This is a genomic window from Vreelandella stevensii S18214 (genome assembly GCF_000275725.1).
Classification (GTDB): Bacteria; Pseudomonadota; Gammaproteobacteria; order Pseudomonadales; family Halomonadaceae; genus Vreelandella; species Vreelandella stevensii.
This window is the reverse complement of record NZ_AJTS01000014.1, coordinates 42,338-61,374: the sequence shown is the minus strand read 5'-3', so window position 1 is coordinate 61,374 and position 19,037 is coordinate 42,338. Positions and strand designations below refer to the sequence as shown.

The window sequence follows — 19,037 nt, the reverse complement described above, 5'->3', positions numbered from 1 at the left end:
ATTCGCATAGCCACCTCCTCTGCCAACTGGTTTAAAACAGGATGATTGCATTGACATTCATACGTTTATTGGTAGTATACGCAGCGTCTTCTGCGGATGTGGTGGAATTGGTAGACACGCTAGATTTAGGTTCTAGTGCCGCAAGGTGTGGGAGTTCGAGTCTCCCCATCCGCACCAATCACAACTTGTCGTGTGGTACTCTTTACCGCTAGCGCAAGATCAAGAATTCGGTAGCGCCATGCTAACCGAATTTTTTTGTTTCCAGCCCTCTATTATTGATTGCTGCTGGCATGCAGTTCATCTTCCGCTATCTTTGCAGTTGACTCATGATGGCAATTGAGAAGGATCTCAACCTATGCAATGGCTCAATGATCACGCTCAGGCGATCTCTGCCGTGGCCAGCGTGTGCACTCTGTTCGTCTGGCTTTTCTACGCGCAGCTGCTCTACAACGGTTACGTTCGTCAACGACGACCCCGCATCATCGTCAATCGTGGCAAGGGAGTAGGCACCGACGCGCTTTGCCTGATCAGCAACATGAGCAGCGAAGCGATTTATATCCAGCACCTCGTGGCGGTGCTGCACACTCCAGAAGGTTCCTACCCGCTGGATATCGTCGAGTACCAGCAACAAAGCGGTGAGGAAGAAGAAGCCTGCTATCGCACCCATCAAGGCCCCTTGCCCTCTGGCGACTACCTGCATATTCAAACGTTTGGCTCGATCGCCCAGCAACTGACGCGCTACTGGAAATTGGATGACGCATTACTGCGCGAGCAGACGCTGACGTTGGAGATACGCGTCATCGCCATTTATGGCTCGGAGGATATGCCAGTAGGGGCTGCCCGACGCGCCCACCTCTCGCTCCAGGCAGAGCCAACACGTCAGTTGGTGCCGCTTCACCTGGATACGCAGCACATGAACAGTCGCCGTGACCGTCAACGCGTTGTAGAGTGGGCAAAAGAGATTGAGCTGCACAAAGCGCAATGAGGCACTCGATCAATAATGAACAGGGAAGCCGATGATGAGATTCGCCGTTACCACCATGTGCTTGAGCGTGATGCTTACGGCCACTTGTCTGCTTGCTGATGAAACGAACAGCGATTTGCCCGAGTGGGCCGAAGAGCGGGTTGAACCCTTTCGTGCCCGCGTTGGGAACTGGGTAGATAACACCTCTCGCAACATCGATGCCTTTTTTGGTGGCGACGACTCAGCTACGGCGCACAACGACTCTTACTTACGACTGGGGCAAGAGCTGGACTGGATGGAGGGTGACGGCACCAGTGGCGACATCAGCCTGCGCTACCGGATTGACCTGCCGACCACGGAAGATCGCTTGCGACTGATCATCGAGAGTGATCCTGAAGAGTCTCAAGGCACTCTGGCAGACCAGGGGTCAGGCCGTCTGTATAACGACCAGCGTGATCGCAGCACCTCCACCTTTGGGTTTGATTGGCTGGAACGGCGTGACAAACGCGAAAACTGGAGCAACCGGGTGGGTGCAGGTATAAGGCTGCGCATGCCACTGGACCCCTACGTCCGATTCACCAGTGAACGGCTGTGGGATATAGGCGACGGGCCTTGGCAGCTTGAGTCCTACAACCGCGTTTCCTGGTTCAATAATGAAGGCTACTCAGCACGTACCTCCTGGGACATTGGCCGCCCCCTGGCAGACGATCTCCACCTGCGTTTCATCAGCACGCTGCAGTGGCGGGAAGAGGAAGATACGCTGGAATTCAGTGAAGTTGCTGAACTGAATCAGCGCCTCGACCGGCGCAGCGCACTTCGCTACTCGGCCCTGGCGATAGGCGAAAGCGCCTCCAATCCGCGCATGACCAACTACTATCTGCAGACGCGTTACCGTCGAGACATTCACAAGGGCATCCTGTTTGGCGATGTCATACCGGAGCTGCATTTCCAGCGAGAAGACAGTTACGACCCTCGCTGGGCCATGACGCTGCGCCTCGAGATGTATTTTCAGCGTGAAATACATCGCAACTATTTTCACTTCTAGATGGTCCTGAAGCCCTTGGGGCGCTGACCACGCCAGTCAAAGCCCCAAAGTCGCGATTTTTACAGCCTCAACCCCCCATCGCACTCGATGATCCGGGCCGTGAAGTAGTCATTTTCGAAAATGAACGCGACGCTGCGTGCGATATGTTCGGGCTGCCCCAGCTGCTTCAACGGCACGCTGCTGGCAATGCGTTCCAGCATATCGGGACGCATGGAGGCCGTCATATCGGTTTCGATAAACCCCGGCGCCACGGTACCGGTACGAATACCATAGCGGGCCAGCTCCTTGCCCCAGGTCACCGTCAGCGCGTGTACGCCCGCTTTGGCAGCCGCATAGTTGCTCTGCCCCATGTTGCCCGCACGTGAAATGCTCGAAATATTGACGATAACACCCGGCTGACCGGCCTCGATCATCTGGGTGACCGCTTCTCGGCCACACAAGAAAACGCCTGTCAGGTTGACATCCAGCACTCGCTGCCAGGAAGACAGCGACATGCGCTTTTCCACTACTCCCTCTTTGGCTTTCACCAGCAGGCTGTCATCGGTAATACCGGCGTTGTTGACACAACCACTCACCGCGCCCATACGCTTGGCAATGTCGGCGAAAGACTGCTGCACCGAGGCTTCATCTGCCACGTTGGTCACGAACGCCTGCGCTTCGATACCGGCCGCCGCCAAGTTCGAGACAGCCTCGTCCAACGTTTCGCCGCTCATGTCGAGAAGGGCAAGACGCGCCCCTTGTGCGCCCAGATGTTTTGCCATGGCAAACCCCAACCCGCGGGCGCCTCCGCTAATCGCCACCACTTGCTCATTCAACTGCATGCGTCTCTCCTTTTCGAAATCAGGGATTGTGCATTGCAGCATAGATAGCCGTCAGCAAAAAATCGACTTGGCCAACGCTTGCGCTCGCTGCAGGCAATGCAGATTATTTTTTATAATTCTGACACCATATTGACTCATTACGCCTGTTCTGGAGTCGGTCATGCCCATTCTTCTCTTTATTTCCCTGTTCACGCTACTGGACTTTGTGCTTCTTTTTACCGTGGGAAGCCGGATCGGGCTTCTGGCGACGCTGGCACTGGTGCTAGGCACGGGGTTTATCGGGCTGCACTTGATTCGCAAGGAAGGAGTTTCCAGCCTGGCGCGTGCTCGCCAGCGTATGCAGATGGGAGAAATCCCGTCCCAGGAAGTGCTCACAGGTGCGGCCCTGATTTTTGGTGGCGCCCTGTTGTTGGCGCCCGGCTTTCTCTCGGATGCACTGGGCATTGCGTGCCTGCTTCCCAGCGCGCGGCAGCTGCTGTTGAAGCTGATGGCCTGGCTAGGCGTAAAGGCCTCGCTGGCCACCCGTCAAGGGCCAGCCCCTGAGCGTGAGCCACCCCATCAGCACGAGCCTGGTTCGTCCTCCTCAGAGGGGCCGCTGGAAGGAGACTTCATCAGCAAGGATGAGTCTTCTCGCAGGCAGTGAACAGAAGCAGGCCAGGCGCACTGATAATCCGCAATTTTTTTATGGCGCCCCCCTTGAAAGGCAGTGACCAGCCCCCACTTTTGAGTCAGCACACAACTTCGGTAATGCCTGATGGCGTTACCATTGACATGAAGGCAACAGGCCTTCGCTTTCCGCGGGTGCTGCCCACGGAAATTCCTTCAAGCTAATGGCCCCAAGGGGCTTTGACACTACTCAGGAGAACGTGAGCATGAATATCCGTCCTTTGCACGATCGCGTTGTGATCCGTCGCGTGGAAGAAGAGCAGAAAACCGCTGGCGGCATCGTGCTTCCGGGCAATGCACAGGAAAAGCCCACGCGTGGCGAAATCCTGGCAGTTGGTAATGGTCGCATTCTTGAAAGCGGCGACGTTCGCCCGCTGGATGTCAAAGTGGGTGACACGGTGATTTTCAAGGACGGCTACGGCGTCGAGAAGCAAAAAATCGACGGCGAAGAAGTTTTGATCATGAGTGAAGCCGATATCCTGGCGGTCGTTGAAGGCTAAGACGCCTCGGCTACCCATTTACGTTCATCGTTCAATTTCAATTTAGGAAGTAACGAACATGGCTGCTAAGCAAGTTAAGTTCTCTGATGACGCTCGTAAACGCATGGCGCGTGGTGTAGATATCCTGGCAAACGCCGTCAAGGTCACGCTAGGCCCGAAAGGCCGCAACGTGGTGCTGGACAAGTCCTTCGGCGCCCCGACCGTCACCAAAGACGGTGTTTCCGTCGCCAAAGAGATCGAACTGAAAGACAAGTTCGAGAACATGGGCGCTCAGATGGTCAAGGAAGTCGCTTCCAAGACGTCTGATGCCGCAGGTGACGGTACCACTACCGCTACCGTGCTGGCCCAAGCCATCGTTGCAGAAGGCCTGAAAGGCGTGACGGCTGGCATGAACCCGATGGACCTGAAGCGCGGCATCGACCAGGCGGTCACCGCTGCCGTCAAGGAAATTCAGGCCATGTCCGTGCCCTGCACCGACACCAAATCCATCGCTCAGGTAGGCACCATCTCTGCCAACGGCGACAAGCGCATTGGCGAGATCATTGCCGAAGCGATGGAGAAAGTAGGTAAAGAAGGCGTCATCACCGTTGACGAAGGTCGCGGCTTCGAAGACGAGCTGGAAGTCGTCGAAGGCATGCAGTTCGACCGTGGCTACCTCTCTCCCTACTTCGTCACCAATCAGGACACCATGGCGGTCGAGCTGGAAGACCCCTACATCCTGCTGGTCGACAAGAAAATCTCCAACATCCGCGAGCTGCTGCCGGTGCTGGAAGGTGTTGCCAAGCAAGGCAAGCCGCTGGCCATCATCGCCGAAGACATCGAAGGCGAAGCGCTTGCCACGCTGGTAGTCAACAACATGCGCGGCATCGTCAAGGTAGCGGCTGCCAAGGCACCCGGCTTTGGTGATCGTCGCAAGGCCATGCTGCAGGATATCGCTATCCTGACCAACGGCACGGTCATCTCCGAGGAAGTCGGTCTGACCCTCGAGCAGGCAAACCTGGATCACCTGGGTACTGCCAAGCGCATCACCATGACCAAAGAGAACACCACCATCATCGACGGTGCTGGTGCAGAAGGTGATATCGAAGCACGCGTCAATCAGATCCGCGCGCAAATCGAAGACACCTCCTCCGACTACGACAAAGAGAAGCTGCAAGAGCGCGTTGCCAAGCTGGCAGGCGGCGTTGCCGTTATCCGCGTAGGCGCAGCTACCGAAGTCGAAATGAAAGAGAAGAAAGCACGTGTCGAAGACGCGCTGCACTCTACTCGCGCTGCCGTCGAAGAAGGCGTGGTACCTGGTGGCGGCACGGCGCTGGTACGCGTCATGGCCAAGGTACAAGGCCTGACCGGTGACAACGAAGACCAGAACCACGGCATCAACATGGCCCTGCGTGCCATGCAGGCGCCGCTGCGTCAGATCGTCACCAACGCCGGTGAAGAGTCTGCGGTGGTCATCAACCGTGTGAAAGATGGCGAAGGCAACTTCGGCTACAACGCACAGACCGGCGAATACGGCGACCTGTTCGAAATGGGTGTACTCGACCCTGCGAAAGTGACCCGTACTGCGCTGCAGTCTGCCGGTTCCGTTGCGGGCCTGATGATCACCACCGAGTGCATGATCGCCGACGACCCGGAAGAGAAAGAAGCTGCCCCGGACATGGGTGGCATGGGCGGAATGGGTGGCATGGGCGGCATGATGTGAGCCCCACCACCTCGCTCTGACGTAAAACGTCCTTCAGAACCCCGCTTCGGCGGGGTTCTTTGCGTGTTACCATCCCCTTTCTTCTTGGCAGCTTTCAGGTTCGACGTCCCGTGCTTTCCAATATTCGTATCGTGCTGGTACACACCTTTCATCCCGGCAATATTGGCGCCACCGCCCGCGCCATGAAAACCATGGGCCTGACCCAGCTGGTGCTGGTCAACCCACGTGCTTTTCCTGACGAAGAGGCCACTCGACTGGCGGCGGGCGCTACCGATGTGCTGGACAACGCACGCTGCGTCAGCACCCTGGAAGACGCCCTGCAGGACTGCGTTCAAGTGGTCGGGGCCAGTGCCCGATTACGCAGCATGCCGCTCCCCCACTTCGACGAACCGGATGACATGGCACGTCAGGTCATCGTCAATGCCCATCAAGCCCCTGTGGCGCTGGTGTTTGGCCGCGAGCGCTCCGGATTGACCAATGACGAGATCCGCTGCTGCACCCACCAGGTCAGCATACCGGCCAATCCGGATTACGGCATTTTGAATCTCTCGCAAGCCGTGCAGATTCTTGCCTATGAAGTGCATCGCGCCTGGCGACGGCGCGACGACAGTGATTTCGTCTATCAACGGCCCCTGGAAGCGGCGCCGCCCAGTCGCGAACAGTTTGGCTACTTCCAGGAGCACCTGGGTCGGCTCATGCACGAGAGCGGTTTTTTGACCCAGCCCCACGCACGCACCGAAGAGCAGTTGCAGGCACTGTTCTCACGTGCCCAGCCAAGCCGCAAGGAATTATCGCTACTCCGTGGACTACTGAGCGCCTTCGAGGCACACCTGCCCAAACAGTAAGCAGCGCACGCCAACCGCCAGACAAAAAAGGCCGCCCGCCATTTGGCGGCCTTTTTCGGATGATGCGCAGATCAAAGCGACATGGCCGCCAGCCAACCAAACGCAATCAGCGGAAGGTTATAGTGAAGGAAGGTCGGCACGACGCTATCCCACATATGGTCATGCTGGCCGTCCACGTTCAGGCCGGCAGTGGGCCCCAAAGTGGAGTCCGATGCCGGTGAGCCAGCATCGCCCAATGCCGCCGCGGTGCCCACCAAGGCCACGGTGGCCATGGGCGAAAACCCGAACTGAATCGCCAATGGGACGAAAATGGCGGCAATGATCGGAATAGTAGAAAACGATGAACCAATGCCCAGCGTAATGAACAGTCCCACCAGCAGCATGACCAGCGCAGCCAGGCCGCGATTGTCACCAAACAGCTCGAAGGCGCCCGCCACCAGAGCCTCGATATCCCCCGTGGCTTTCATCACTTCGGCAAAGCCTGCCGCTGAAATCATGATGAAACCGATGAGTGCCATCATGCGCATGCCGCTGGTGAACAGATCATCGGCCTCACGCCATTTGAAAATCCCCCCCAATGACAGCAGGCCAATGCCCACCAGGCCGCCCACGATCATGGAACCGGTATACAGCTGCAGGCCCAGCGCAGCCACGATGGCGACCCCCGACATGACCAACCCCAGCATATGAGGCTCGGCGGGCGTATGCGCCTGCTCACCCGCAGGTGCGGCCAGCGGCTTGGCGGCGTAGTGGCGCTGACCGCGATAGCTGAACAGCAGGGCGACGACCAGCCCGATGGCCATTCCGCCCACGGGGATCGCCATGGCCATGGGCACCATGCCCCGAGTGATGTCGAGCCCCGCCGCCGCCCCTGCGCTATTCAGGTTGGCCAGCAGTATGTCGTTCAGGAAGATGGCCCCAAAGCCCACTGGCAGAAGCATATAGGGTGCCGTCAGACCAAAAGTGAGCGCACAGGCAACCGCGCGGCGGTCCAGCTGCAAGCGGTTCATGACCACCAGCAGCGGCGGAATCAGGACGGGAATGAACGCAATATGCACCGGGATGGCGTTTTGAGAAGAAATCGCCACCAGCAACACGGCGCCCAGCAGCAGCATTTTCACCCGCGCCTGATGCGCTGCCGTGGCCTCCTTACCCAACAGCTTGATCAACCGCGTGGCCAGCAAATCCGGCAGGCCGGAGCGAGAAATAGCGACCGCAAAGGCCCCCAGCGTGGCGTAGGCCAACGCCACCTGGGCACCGCCTCCCACACCATCATTGAAAGCGCTGAGCGTGTCATCCAGCGACAGTCCACCCGCCAGCCCTCCTACCAGGGCCCCTACCACCAGGGCAAACACCACCGACACACGAAGAAGTGACAGCGTCACCATCACGAGCACTGCAAGAATGACTGCATTCATGGAGATATCCAGAGCTAATGGAACGTCTTTAATACGAAGTCTTCACCAGGTTCTTAAAACCAAGTTCTTGAAACCAGGCACTTAAAACCAGGTTTTTAAACCATGCCTTTAAAACCAGGCGGCGGATTTTAGCAGATAGCGCGCCCTTCATCAGGCTTATCTGATCCCCGAGTACGCTGGCACAGCGGCTAAGACTTTAGTCACAGCGCTCTTGCTGCTATGCAACAATCCTCCTAGTATCGGGACCTTCATTGATGACCGGCACTGCTAATTTAACAATGTCTTAGGAGCCTGCATGGACATTTTCGCCATTCTCATTTCCCTGATACTGCTGATGTTACTGGCTTACAGAGGCATCTCAGTGCTGCTGTTGGCACCGCTCATGGCGTCGCTGGCAGTCCTGCTTTCCGGTGATGGCGGCCTGCTGCTGCCCATTTACACCGACACCTTCATGCGGGCGCTGGGTAACTACGTCACTCAGTTCTTTCCGCTGTTCCTGCTGGGCGCCCTGTTCGGCCAACTGATGGCCGACTCCGGTGCCGCGCAGTCCATTTCCAACGGTATCGTCAAGCGGCTGGGCACGCATCACGTGGTGCTGACCGTGGTCATGGCCTGTGCCGTACTGACCTACGGTGGCGTGTCACTGTTCGTGGTGGCCTTTGCCATCTATCCCATCAGCCGTGAGCTCTTCCGTCAGGCCAATGTGCCTAAGCGGCTCATACCTGCGTCCATCGCGCTGGGTTCCTTTACCTTTACCATGACGGCCCTGCCAGGCACCCCAGCCATTCAGAATGCCATTCCCATTCCTTACTTTGGCACCAACAGCTTTGCGGCTCCCGGATTGGGCATCATTGCCGGGCTTATCATGCTGGGCCTGGGCACCTACTATCTGCAGTCCAGGGTTCGCAAGGCGGCGGCCAACGGCGAAGGCTATGGCACGCATACCGAGCGTGAAGTCGACCCCCAGCAGGACGACTCGCCCGCCCCCACGCTCCCCCTGGCAGTGGCCTTGATTCCCCTGATCATGGTCATCGGCCTGAACGCGCTGTTTACCTATGGCGTTTTCCCCGCCATGGATCTGAGCTATATCAGCGACGCCTTCGAGAACATCACCCCCAGCCGCCAGACTGGCCTGTGGGCGATCCTGATCTCGCTGCTGAGCGCCTCGGCATGGCTGATCATTACCCGCTGGAATCATTGGAAGGATCTGAAAAACACCATCAACCAGGGCTGCTTTGGCTCGCTGCTGCCAATTTTCAATACCGCCTCCGAAGTGGGCTATGGAGCAGTGATTGCCAGCCTGGCAGGCTTCATGATCATCCGTGATGCCGTGCTCAACGTTTCCGGCAACCCGCTGATTTCCGAAGCCGTAGCCATGAGCGTGCTGGCAGGCATTACCGGCTCCTCATCGGGCGGCCTGTCGATTGCCTTGCAAACCCTGGGTGATGAGTACCTGGCCATGGCACAGCAGGCGGGGATCAATCCCGAACTGATGCACCGTGTCGCGACCCTGGCGGCGGGCGGCATGGACACGCTACCCCACTCCGGGGCGGTGATCACGCTGCTGGCCATTTGCGGGCTGACGCACCGCCAGTCCTATGCCAACGTGGCCATGGTCACTATCGTGCTGCCGATTTTTGCGTTGATCAGCGTGATTACGCTGGGCACGCTGTTTGGAAGCTTCTAAAGCCGCGTAAGCCATGCGATAGTTGGTTAACGTGTTAACCAGCGAACAACAACGAGACCCGTCATGGCCCTTACACGACACTCCTCCCTGCTGCTGATTCTTCTGGCCAGCCTCATCATCTCTACGGCGATGGGGCTGCGCCACGGTTTCGGGTTGTTCCTCGAACCCATGAGCAGTGAGCTTGGCTGGGGGCGCGGGGTCTTTGCCCTGGCGCTGGCCATTCAGAATTTGATGTGGGGCCTGGCACAGCCTTTCACCGGCGCGCTGGCAGACCGCTTCGGCGCGGCCAGAATCATCGTGGCCGGGGGCGTGCTCTACGTGCTGGGGCTGTGCTTCATGAGTCTTTCCACCAGCGCGTTGGGCATGACCCTGAGCGCTGGCCTGCTGATCGGGATCGGCCTCTCTGGCACGACCTTCTCGGTGATCCTGGGCGCTGTTGGGCGGGCGGTGCCTGCCGAAAAGCGCAGCATGGCCATGGGAATCGTCAGTGCGGCGGGCTCGTTTGGCCAGTTCGCCATGCTGCCGGGCACGCTGGGGCTGATCGAGTGGCTGGGCTGGTCGGCGGCCCTGCTGGCCATGGGCATGATTGCCGCCGTGATGATTCCGCTGGGCGCCATGCTCAAGGATCGCCCACGCCCCCATGCGCTGGGCGACCTGAGCCTGCGCGACGCGCTCAACGAAGCCGCCGGGCAAAAAGGCTTCTGGCTGCTCTGCCTGGGCTTTTTCGTGTGCGGGTTTCAGGTGGTGTTCATTGCCGTGCACTTGCCGGGCTACCTGTTCGATAACGGGCTTGCCGTGCAAGTGGGTACCACCGTTCTGGCCTTGGTGGGGCTGTTCAACATCGTGGGCACCTATACGGCAGGCTGGATAGGAGGAATCTGGTCCAAGCCGCGCTTGCTCAGCTGGCTATACCTGATCCGAGGCGTGGTCATCACCGCGTTTCTGGTCGCGCCCCTCAGCGCCTACAGTGCCTACGCGTTTGGTATCGCCATGGGCTTGCTGTGGCTCTCGACCGTGCCACTGACCAACGGCATCGTGGCGTCGGTGTTTGGTGTCAAACACCTCTCCATGCTGGGCGGCATCGTGTTTCTGTTCCACCAGTTGGGGTCGTTCATGGGCGTCTGGCTAGGCGGCTACCTTTATGACATGACCGGTCACTACGATACCGTCTGGCAAATCGCCATCGTGCTCTCCGTGGTGGCCGCCGCCTTGCACTGGTTCATCAGCGAAAAACCGCTGGCACGCGCCACTCCCACGAAGGTGATACCATGACACCACAAACCCTTTCGCTAGCGCTGCTGACGGTACTGATCATCGCCGGGGGAAGTGCCCTTGCCTGGTGGGGGTGGCACACGCTGGATGCTGGCCTGCTGTTGATGGGCAGTCGTTTGTGTTGAACGGTATTTTCGACCCAAAGCTTGCGCCATATCAGGCCTGCTTCATGATCATTTGATTAATATCAAGTCATTGCCCTGACGTTTACGGACTTCCCCAGACTTCATGAATATCGTCACTTCACTGCTTCATCAATTTAAAGACAGCCTCCGGGATTTGCTGCCCGTCGTGGCTGTCATGGCCTTTTTTCAGCTGGTCGTGATCGGTCAGCCGCTACCCGCAAGCCTGGCTTTCCTGGACTTGATCATAGGCTTGTTGTTTGTAGTGGTAGGCCTGACACTATTCATCAAAGGGCTGGAGCTTGGCCTTTTTCCTTTAGGAGAAAACCTCGCTCGAGCCTTTGTCGCCAAGGGCTCGATCGCCTGGCTACTGCTGTTCGCATTTGCTCTGGGGTTTGGCTCCACCGTGGCTGAACCAGCATTGATTGCAGTGGCTGCTCGTGCAGGCGAGGTGGTTGCTGCAGGGGGCCTGATTGCCAACACCGGTGAGTCACAAGCCTCGTTTGCTTTCACGCTACGAATGGTTGTTGCCTGCTCGGTAGGCACCGCCGTCATGCTTGGCGTATTGCGCATCTTCAAGGGCTGGCCGCTGCATTTGATGATTATTGGCGGCTACGCGCTGGTCATGCTGCTGACCCTTTTTGCACCCAGCGAACTCGTCGGTATTGCATACGACTCTGGGGGCGTCACAACATCGACGATTACTGTGCCGCTGGTAACGGCCCTGGGAGTCGGTCTCGCCTCGAGTATCAAGGGCCGCAACCCCATGCTGGATGGTTTTGGCTTGATTGCCTTCGCCTCCGTCATGCCGATTATTTTTGTGTTGCTCTTTGGCATTTTTGGACTCGATTTGGTCAAGGGGATCAATCCATGAATTTGCTTATTACGCTCTGGAGTACGCTACTCGATATCTTTCCTATCGCCGCGATTATTTTTGGTTTTCAATATCTTGTCATCCGCAAACGTGTGAAACGCCTGCCGCAAGTCATCGTGGGCTTTGTCATGGTTTGGGTAGGATTATCACTTTTTCTGGTGGGTCTGGAACAAGCGCTGTTTCCGATGGGAGAGCTCATGGCCGGCCAGCTGACCAATCCCGACTTTCTCCCCGGGCTCGCCGATGGCGCCCAGCGCCACTGGAGCGACTATTACTGGGTATACATCTTTGCCTTTACCATTGGCGCCAGCACCACCATCGCCGAACCCTCGCTGATTGCAGTGTCCATCAAAGCTGGAGAAATATCCGGCGGCACCATTCGACCGTTTACATTGCGCCTCGCCGTCGCACTTGGCATGGCCTTCGGCATCACGCTAGGGGCCTGGCGTATTGTCATGGGCTGGCCACTACAGTGGTTTGTATTGGGTGCCTACACGTTGGTGATCTTGCAAACGTTGCGCTCGCCAAAAAGCATCATTCCGCTCGCGTTTGATTCCGGCGGCGTGACGACTTCTACAATAACAGTTCCTATTATCGCCGCCCTCGGGCTTGGTCTGGCTTCCTCTATTCCAGGGCGAAGCGCACTCATGGATGGCTTTGGGATGATTGCGCTGGCCTGCCTGTTTCCCATCATCACGGTGATGGGCTATGCCCAAATCGCTCAATGGAGAGACCGCAGACTCAGCGTAAGGTTAACCAACGAAGGAAAACGTAATGCGCTTTAAACTCATCGTAGCACTGGTTGAAGACGACTTGACCGATGATGTCCTCAAGGCGGCTCGTGATGCGGGCGCAACGGGAGCGACCGTCATCAATAATGCCAGGGGCGAAGGACTCAAAAAAGCACGCGGCATCTTTGGCATGGAAATCACCGCTCAGCGGGACGTGCTCCTGTTCCTGACCGAAGAGCATATTAGCCGACTCATTCTGGAGTCCATCGCGGAGGTAGGTCAGTTCGATGAGACACCAGGCACTGGCATCGCGTTTCAGATAGACGTTGAAGATGCCGTGGGCGTACAGCATCAAATCAAATCACTGACCGAGGTGCTTGGTCAGCCAGCAGACAGGGAGTGAGCATGTTAGAGCATCAAAGTGCCATACCAACGGCAGAAACGATCATGCACTCACAATACAGGCTGGTCGATGGCCTGTTGACGGTTGCAGAAGGCATCGACGTGATGCGCAAACACAACGTTAACGTCTTGATCATACAACCACGTGACGCAACCGATGAGCATGGAATAGTGCTCGCAACGGACATTGCCAAAAAGGTACTGGCGGCGAATCGCTCGACAGAACGCGTCAGCCTGTACGAAATCATGACCAAGCCGGTCATCAGCGTCCGCCCCGAAATGAGCATACGTAACTGTGCTCGGCTATTTGGTCAATTTGGCCTTTCGCTAGCCCCGGTCACTAATCAACAACACCAGGTCCTTGGCATAGTGGATTACTCCTGTATCGTGACCGGGTGGGCATCCTCTTAACGTCCTAGTTGGCGATGCCGCCAGCGCCGCATCAGCACGCCATGCCGAGGAGAAAACAGTAGCGCCAGGAAGAAGCAGCTGGTGGCGACCAGGACGATGGTGCCTCCCGAAGCCACATCGAAGGCATAAGAGAGCCATAGCCCCAGCACCGCCGAGCCCACACCGACACCGGTGGAAATCAACAGCATCGTTGTGAAACGGTCGGTCAGCAGGTGGGCGGTGGCGCCAGGGGTGATCAGCATCGCAACGACCAGAATGATGCCTACGGTTTCCAGGCTTGCCACGATAGTCAGGGTCAGCAGCAGAATCAGGCCGTAATGAATGACGCTGGTATTGAATCCCAGCGCCTGGGCCTGCGTGGGGTCGAAGGCGTAGAGCATCAGCGGCCTGAAGGCGAGCCATATCACCAGCAGCGCCACGACGCTGGCGACCAGCGTGAGCATCAGTGCCGATTGCTGTACGCCCAGCACGTTGCCGAACAGGATATGCATCAGGTGCGTGCTGGAGGCCATCTTGCTGATCAGCACGATGCCCAGCGCAAAAGCGCCGGTGAACATGATGCCCATGGCCGCGTCCGACTTGATGCGGGTATGGCGCTCGATGGCACCGATACCCAACGACGTCAGCGCCCCCGTCACGAAAGCTCCGATGAAAAACGGCAGCCCCAGCAGGTAGGCAATCGCCACGCCGGGCAAGACCGCGTGGGAAATCGCATCCCCCAGCAGTGACCAGCGCTTGAGCACCACATAGCAGGAGAGCAGACCGCAGATGGCGCCCACCAGCATCGAGGTCAGCAGCGCACGCTGCATGAAGGCGTACTGAAACGCATCGGAAATGGCGTCGGGTAACAGATTGATGGGCACCATCAGCGCCGCCAGCAGGCCAGCGATCAGCGCGCTGGCCATGCTATCCAGTGTATCTAACATGTTAAAATTGACCGTTATTGAGGCATCAAAGCAGGAGCACTGGTCTGTTGCATGGTAAAAGAATCTGGCGCTGGCTGGGCGCTCACCGCCAGTTCGGCCAGCCTGCGGTCGCTGAGCATTTCATCCGGGGGCCCCGCCCCGCGGATGAAGCGGTTGATCAGCACCACGTGATCCACATAGCGGCGCGCTCCCGGCATGTCATGGGTCACCATGACAATGGTCCTGCCCGCTTCTCGCTCCCGCTTGAGCACATCAAGAATCAGCTGCTCGCTGGGCGGATCAACGCCCGCCAGCGGTTCGTCCAACAACAGGATACTGGCCTGCTGGGCCAGCGCCCTGGCCAACAGCACACGTTTTTTCTGGCCGCCCGACAGCGCCCCAATGGGACGCTCGGCCATGTCCAGCATATTCACGTCCTGCAGCGCCTTGCTCACGACGTCACGGTGGCTCAGAGCCTGCCAACGCCCAGGCAGCAGACGCCGCCATAGAGGGTCATGGCGCATGTGGCCGTAGCGCGCCGTCATTACGGTGTCCCATACCGAGATCGGAAAGTCCCACTCGATCGCTTCACGTTGCGCCATATAGGCGATACCGCCAGCTTTGCGACGCCGCTGAATGGGCTCTCCGAACGCCATCACCTGGCCACGCAGCGGCTTCATGCTACCGGTCAGCACATGAAACAGCGTCGACTTGCCAGCCCCGTTCGGCCCGACGATAGCCGTCCAACGCCCCGCCGGCAAGCTCAGCTGAATGTTTTCGAGCACCGGCTGGCGCTGATAGGCGGCATAGACCCCCGATACCTCAATGGCCGCCGGAGGTAGTGACGAAGCACTGTTCATGATGACCTACTCGACACCCAGATAACGGCGCAGCAGTTCGGCATTGTGGCGCTGCATGGCAAAGTAGTCACCCGCCACACCGTCCGGCTCGCTGAGCGAGTCCACGTAAAGTGGGCCTGCCACCGGCAGCCCCGTATCACGGGCGATGCTGGTCACATGACGGTCAGAAATGGTGCTTTCCCAGAACAGTGCGGCGGGCTGACGCTCATTGATCAAATCGATAATGCGCATCAGCTGGCGTGGAGAGCCTTCGGTTTCGGCATTGGTGCCCCAGATACCGTCGTGCTTGAAGTGAAAGGCATCGGCAAAGTAAAGAAACGCTGCCTCGCTAGTCAGCAGCAGGCGCCGATCGTCGGGAATCACCTCCAGGGTCTCCTGCAGCTCGACATACAGTGCGTGCAGCTCGTCTTCCAGCGCGCTGGCACGCTGGTGAATCTCTTCGGCCTGCTGCGGCAAGCGCTCTTCCAGGGCGTTGGCGATGGCCTGCACGTAGGCGCTGGCGGCCCGCGGGTCCATCCACAGATGCGGGTCAATGTCCCCTTCCATTTCACCAATCGCAATCGATTGAGTGGGATAGCCGGATGCCTCGGCCACCGCTAGCACGGGCACGCCCTGCGATACCGTGGCTTCCACCTGGCGCATCCACTGCTCCAGCTGGTAACCGTTGTAGAAGACCATATCGGCATTCTCGAGGGCCGCAAAATTATCCGGTGTCAGCTCCCATTCATGCACTTCCGCATTGATCGGGGTCAGCACGGTCACTTCGGCATCGTCACCCGCTACCCGCTGCACCAGATCGCCCAGCACCGAAAAAGTGACGGCCACGTTGATGGGCGGTTGCAACAGCTCGTTGGCATACGCCGAGGACGTGCTCGCACCGAAGGCCAGGGAAGCCCCCATCAACATCCATCCGTAAGATTTCGCCATCGCCAACTGCTCCCGTGTAAACTCACATATGATATCACTGTAGCGCAAAGAAAAAGCCAAGTGCAAATAGTTTAGCCTTGGCTAACAATTATCCGTCCAAATGCGCTACCATCACCAATCAACGATGCCACTAACCTTGATAAATATTGCCAATGAGTGATCACGACCCGCGGCACGCTCCTGCCTCATGTGAGAAAAGCGGTGACGCCCTACCGCCAGTGGAGCAGCACGCTCAGCAGTATGAAACCGTGCGCAACGCTCATGAAACCGAGCTCATCGAAGATTACGTGGAGCTGATCGGTGATCTGTTGCGGCACCGCGGTGAGGCCCGAGCAGCAGACATCGCCAATCGCATGGCCGTCAGCCAGGCCACCGTGTCGAAGATGATTCGGCGACTCAACGAGCTGGGGCTCGTCACCAGCCAGCCTTACCGCTCGCTGTTTCTGACCGAAGAAGGCCAGAAAGTGGCCGAAACCTCCCGCGCCCGGCACGACATCGTGCTGCATTTCCTGCGCGCTCTGGGCGTCGAAGACAGCACCGCGCGCATCGATGCCGAAGGCATGGAGCACCACGTGAGTGATACGACCCTGGCCATCATGAAGCGCTTCACCGAGCAACAGTCGCAGTGATCACTGACGCGGCCATCTTGTCCTGATGCCTGATAACCCGCATCATTCAAGAAACCGTGGTTTCAGGATACTGTCATGTCGCCCGCTTCGAAAGAACGCTCCTTTCTTGCCCGTGTTCGCCATGCACTGCCCTCCCTGCATCCGGCAGAGCGGCGGCTGGGTGAATTCGTCTGCGACTTTCCCGGCGAGTTGGCCAGCTACAATGCCCAGGAGCTGGCACGCTTTGCAAAAGTTTCCAAGGCGACGGTATCGCGTTTCGTCAGGCGCTTGGGTTATGACAATTACGAAGCCGCACGCAGGCATGCCCGCGAAGAGCAGACGACGGGGTCGCGCCTGTTTCTCCCCGCTCAGCGTCTCGGCCAATCCGAATCCTGGCTTGCCCAGGGGCTGACCTTCAGCAAGGACAACCTGGACAGAACCTTTGCCGCCATCACCCAGGCCGATATCGACGCCGTCGCCCATGCATGGCTGGCGGCACGTAAAATCTGGGTCGTTGGCTATCGCGCCAGCCGCCCGCTAGCCGACTACCTACGCTGGCAGCTGCTGCAAGTGACCGGAGATATCGCCGCCATTCCCGGCCCTGGCGAAACCCTGGGCGAGCACCTTGCCGACATTGGCCCGGAAGACAGCGTCATCGTGCTGGGGTTGCGGCGCCGAGTTGCGACGACCGAACAGCTGCTGAGCAGCGCCAGGGAGTGCGGGGCCTCGCTGGTGTATATCACCGATGAAGGCACGGAGCCCCACCCTTCCGCTACCTGGCATTTTCGCTGCCATACGCACGCTTCCGGGCCGCTGTTCAATCACACTGCGGTCATGACCCTCTGTCATCTGCTGATCATGCGCACCATCGAGCTGGCCGGAGACGCGTCACGACAGCGTTTGAGCCGCATCGAAACCCTCAACGACCGCTTTGAAGAGCTTTAATCGAGCCATTTCGACGAGCGCCTGCTTTTACTGAAGCACTCTTCTAGTTCATCACCCCATCAACATGCACTTTCAAGGTGCATTTTTGTCTCTCACGCCCCATGTCGTGTTACCCCATTTTTCGGGCAACGCGTGGTTTCTGCCTGTTTTATATATGAAATTTAAATTTCATAGCTCTTGTGGCATGAAATATGGATCTACTTAACAAACGCTGCGCAGGATGCGCGGTGAGCAACACGCCCAGCCTGGCGTACCACATCGCACCCACTACAGATAACAGGAAGCCTCCATGTTCAAGCGCACTCTTCTCATGACCGCCCTTTCCGCCGCTGTGATCGGCAGCGCCGCCAACGCCGATACGCTGTCTCTCAAAGTGCTCGGCCAACCTGCCGGTTCGGGGCTGATTGCCCAGAACAAGGAGCGCCCCTTCTTCGAAAATTTCGCCGAGCACAGCGGCCTGGAAGCCACGGTTCAGTACATTCCGGTAGATGTGGCAGGCATTCCCGATACGGACGGGCTACGCATCCTCAACTCCGGTCTTTTCGACATCGTCTCGCTGCGCGGCCCCCAGGTCAGCCGTGACGAGCCCTCGGTGCTTGGGATGGACTTGATCGGCCTGAACACCAGTTTCGAGACTGGCCGGGACAATGTCATGGCTTTTTATGATTATGTGGATTCACGCCTGCAGTCCCGCTTCAACGCCAAGTTATTGGGCGTATGGCCTGCCGGTCCCTAGGTCATCTTCTGCAACAAGGATATTTCCGGCCTGGAGGACTTGAGAGGCCTGCGCGTACGGGTGGGTGACCAGAGCGCAGCCAACTTCATTGGCCAGTTGGGCGCCACCGGCATTTCGATGCCCTTCGGCGACGTGCAACAAGCGCTCTCTCGTGGCGTCGTGGATTGCGGCATCACCGGCCCTGCCTCGGCCAACGCCGGCGGCTGGCCAGAGGCAACGACCACCGTGTTGCCCATCGCTCTACAGCTGGCCATCAATGGCTACGCCATCAACCTGGACACCTGGAACCGCCTGGATGAGACCCAGCAGTCCCAGCTGGAAACGGCCATTGCCGAGCTCAGCGACGACATCTGGAGCTACTCGGAAGCGCTTTACGAAGATGCCATGCGCTGTAACGCCGGTGAGTCGCCCTGCGAGTTCGGCAACCAGTATGCGCTGACCGAAGTCGCCGTTTCCGACGCCGATCTGGCTGCCGTCACCGCCGCCGTAGAGGAAGTGTCCCTGCCGCTGTGGGCCACCCAGTGCAATAACGTGGCCGCCGACTGCGAAGCCACCTGGCGCGAAACGGTCGGCGCTCAGCTTGGCCTGTAACGTTA

22 protein-coding genes and 1 tRNA gene are annotated in these 19,037 nt (G+C 58.3%); 18 read left to right on the top strand and 5 right to left on the bottom strand.

Annotation, left to right across the window (positions count from 1 at the left end):
* The first annotated feature begins 92 nt into the window (after positions 1-92).
* The 3 genes from HSS18214_RS0102380 to HSS18214_RS0102370 all read left to right on the top strand — a co-directional run bounded on the left by HSS18214_RS0102380 (position 93) and on the right by HSS18214_RS0102370 (position 2,009).
* Positions 93-177 (top strand) — tRNA-Leu (locus HSS18214_RS0102380).
* Positions 178-355: 178 nt separating this feature from the next.
* On the top strand, positions 356-985 hold the full coding sequence (locus tag HSS18214_RS0102375; protein WP_016913707.1) for a hypothetical protein: 630 nt from the start codon (positions 356-358) through the stop codon (positions 983-985).
* Positions 986-1,040: 55 nt separating this feature from the next.
* On the top strand, positions 1,041-2,009 hold the full coding sequence (locus tag HSS18214_RS0102370) for a hypothetical protein (RefSeq protein ID WP_167538916.1): 969 nt from the start codon (positions 1,041-1,043) through the stop codon (positions 2,007-2,009).
* Positions 2,010-2,068: 59 nt separating this feature from the next.
* On the opposite strand, the gene HSS18214_RS0102365 is transcribed toward HSS18214_RS0102370, so the two are convergent.
* Positions 2,069-2,830: an SDR family oxidoreductase gene (locus HSS18214_RS0102365; protein WP_016913705.1), complete on the bottom strand. Its 762-nt coding sequence runs from the start codon at positions 2,828-2,830 to the stop codon at positions 2,069-2,071.
* A 160-nt stretch (positions 2,831-2,990) separates the two neighbouring features.
* Between HSS18214_RS0102365 and HSS18214_RS0102360 the strand changes: the two genes are divergently transcribed.
* The 4 genes from HSS18214_RS0102360 to HSS18214_RS0102345 all read left to right on the top strand — a co-directional run bounded on the left by HSS18214_RS0102360 (position 2,991) and on the right by HSS18214_RS0102345 (position 6,543).
* Positions 2,991-3,473, top strand: a complete 483-nt coding sequence (locus HSS18214_RS0102360; RefSeq protein ID WP_016913704.1) for an FxsA family protein — start codon at positions 2,991-2,993, stop codon at positions 3,471-3,473.
* A 229-nt stretch (positions 3,474-3,702) separates the two neighbouring features.
* A complete protein-coding gene (locus HSS18214_RS0102355) occupies positions 3,703-3,996 on the top strand; it encodes a co-chaperone GroES (protein ID WP_016913703.1) in 294 nt (97 codons plus the stop codon).
* A 58-nt stretch (positions 3,997-4,054) separates the two neighbouring features.
* Positions 4,055-5,698, top strand: coding sequence for a chaperonin GroEL (groL, locus tag HSS18214_RS0102350; protein WP_016913702.1), 1,644 nt, complete (start codon positions 4,055-4,057; stop codon positions 5,696-5,698).
* 110 nt (positions 5,699-5,808) lie between these two features.
* Positions 5,809-6,543, top strand: a complete 735-nt coding sequence (locus HSS18214_RS0102345) for an RNA methyltransferase (RefSeq protein ID WP_016913701.1) — start codon at positions 5,809-5,811, stop codon at positions 6,541-6,543.
* Between the two features lie 71 nt (positions 6,544-6,614).
* On the opposite strand, the gene HSS18214_RS0102340 is transcribed toward HSS18214_RS0102345, so the two are convergent.
* Positions 6,615-7,961 carry a Na+/H+ antiporter family protein gene (locus HSS18214_RS0102340; protein WP_016913700.1) on the bottom strand — a complete coding sequence of 449 codons (1,347 nt, stop codon included), beginning with the start codon at positions 7,959-7,961 and terminating at the stop codon, positions 6,615-6,617.
* Positions 7,962-8,256: 295 nt separating this feature from the next.
* Between HSS18214_RS0102340 and HSS18214_RS0102335 the strand changes: the two genes are divergently transcribed.
* The 7 genes from HSS18214_RS0102335 to HSS18214_RS0102305 all read left to right on the top strand — a co-directional run bounded on the left by HSS18214_RS0102335 (position 8,257) and on the right by HSS18214_RS0102305 (position 13,460).
* Complete coding sequence (locus HSS18214_RS0102335) at positions 8,257-9,648, top strand: GntP family permease (RefSeq protein ID WP_016913699.1); 1,392 nt, start codon at positions 8,257-8,259, stop codon at positions 9,646-9,648.
* A gap of 63 nt (positions 9,649-9,711) precedes the next feature.
* Positions 9,712-10,920: an MFS transporter gene (locus HSS18214_RS0102330; RefSeq protein WP_016913698.1), complete on the top strand. Its 1,209-nt coding sequence runs from the start codon at positions 9,712-9,714 to the stop codon at positions 10,918-10,920.
* On the top strand, positions 10,917-11,045 hold the full coding sequence (locus HSS18214_RS19635) for a hypothetical protein (protein WP_016913697.1): 129 nt from the start codon (positions 10,917-10,919) through the stop codon (positions 11,043-11,045). Before HSS18214_RS0102330 ends, HSS18214_RS19635 begins: the two co-directional genes overlap by 4 nt.
* Before the next feature lie 103 nt (positions 11,046-11,148).
* The gene (locus HSS18214_RS0102320) at positions 11,149-11,916 is read left to right on the top strand and encodes a DUF1538 domain-containing protein (RefSeq protein ID WP_016913696.1); all 768 of its coding nucleotides are present in this window, start codon (positions 11,149-11,151) and stop codon (positions 11,914-11,916) included.
* Entirely contained in the window at positions 11,913-12,701 is a 789-nt protein-coding gene (gene umpB / locus HSS18214_RS0102315) for a Na,Li,K/H(+) antiporter subunit UmpB (RefSeq protein WP_016913695.1), read from the top strand. The genes HSS18214_RS0102320 and umpB overlap by 4 nt, the downstream gene beginning before the upstream one ends.
* Entirely contained in the window at positions 12,691-13,050 is a 360-nt protein-coding gene (locus HSS18214_RS0102310; protein WP_016913694.1) for a P-II family nitrogen regulator, read from the top strand. Before umpB ends, HSS18214_RS0102310 begins: the two co-directional genes overlap by 11 nt.
* Positions 13,051-13,052: 2 nt before the next feature.
* Complete coding sequence (locus HSS18214_RS0102305; protein ID WP_016913693.1) at positions 13,053-13,460, top strand: CBS domain-containing protein; 408 nt, start codon at positions 13,053-13,055, stop codon at positions 13,458-13,460.
* Here HSS18214_RS0102305 and HSS18214_RS0102300 read toward each other — a convergent pair.
* Genes HSS18214_RS0102300 through HSS18214_RS0102290 form a run of 3 tightly spaced genes read right to left on the bottom strand, consistent with a single transcriptional unit; the run spans position 13,457 to position 16,152 of the window.
* Positions 13,457-14,386, bottom strand: coding sequence for an iron chelate uptake ABC transporter family permease subunit (locus tag HSS18214_RS0102300; protein ID WP_026001671.1), 930 nt, complete (start codon positions 14,384-14,386; stop codon positions 13,457-13,459). The genes HSS18214_RS0102305 and HSS18214_RS0102300 overlap by 4 nt on opposite strands.
* A 14-nt stretch (positions 14,387-14,400) precedes the next feature.
* Positions 14,401-15,225 carry a metal ABC transporter ATP-binding protein gene (locus HSS18214_RS0102295; RefSeq protein WP_016913691.1) on the bottom strand — a complete coding sequence of 275 codons (825 nt, stop codon included), beginning with the start codon at positions 15,223-15,225 and terminating at the stop codon, positions 14,401-14,403.
* Positions 15,226-15,231: 6 nt separating this feature from the next.
* Positions 15,232-16,152 carry a metal ABC transporter substrate-binding protein gene (locus tag HSS18214_RS0102290; RefSeq protein ID WP_026001670.1) on the bottom strand — a complete coding sequence of 307 codons (921 nt, stop codon included), beginning with the start codon at positions 16,150-16,152 and terminating at the stop codon, positions 15,232-15,234.
* Between the two features lie 152 nt (positions 16,153-16,304).
* Between HSS18214_RS0102290 and mntR the strand changes: the two genes are divergently transcribed.
* The 4 genes from mntR to dctP all read left to right on the top strand — a co-directional run bounded on the left by mntR (position 16,305) and on the right by dctP (position 19,032).
* The gene (mntR, locus tag HSS18214_RS0102285) at positions 16,305-16,781 is read left to right on the top strand and encodes a manganese-binding transcriptional regulator MntR (RefSeq protein WP_026001669.1); all 477 of its coding nucleotides are present in this window, start codon (positions 16,305-16,307) and stop codon (positions 16,779-16,781) included.
* 75 nt (positions 16,782-16,856) lie between these two features.
* A complete protein-coding gene (locus HSS18214_RS0102280; RefSeq protein WP_016913688.1) occupies positions 16,857-17,705 on the top strand; it encodes a MurR/RpiR family transcriptional regulator in 849 nt (282 codons plus the stop codon).
* Positions 17,706-17,994: 289 nt separating this feature from the next.
* On the top strand, positions 17,995-18,441 hold the full coding sequence (locus HSS18214_RS19435) for a type 2 periplasmic-binding domain-containing protein (RefSeq protein WP_016913687.1): 447 nt from the start codon (positions 17,995-17,997) through the stop codon (positions 18,439-18,441).
* Positions 18,442-18,444: 3 nt separating this feature from the next.
* Complete coding sequence (gene dctP / locus HSS18214_RS19430) at positions 18,445-19,032, top strand: TRAP transporter substrate-binding protein DctP (protein ID WP_272942906.1); 588 nt, start codon at positions 18,445-18,447, stop codon at positions 19,030-19,032.
* The last annotated feature ends 5 nt before the right edge of the window (positions 19,033-19,037 follow it).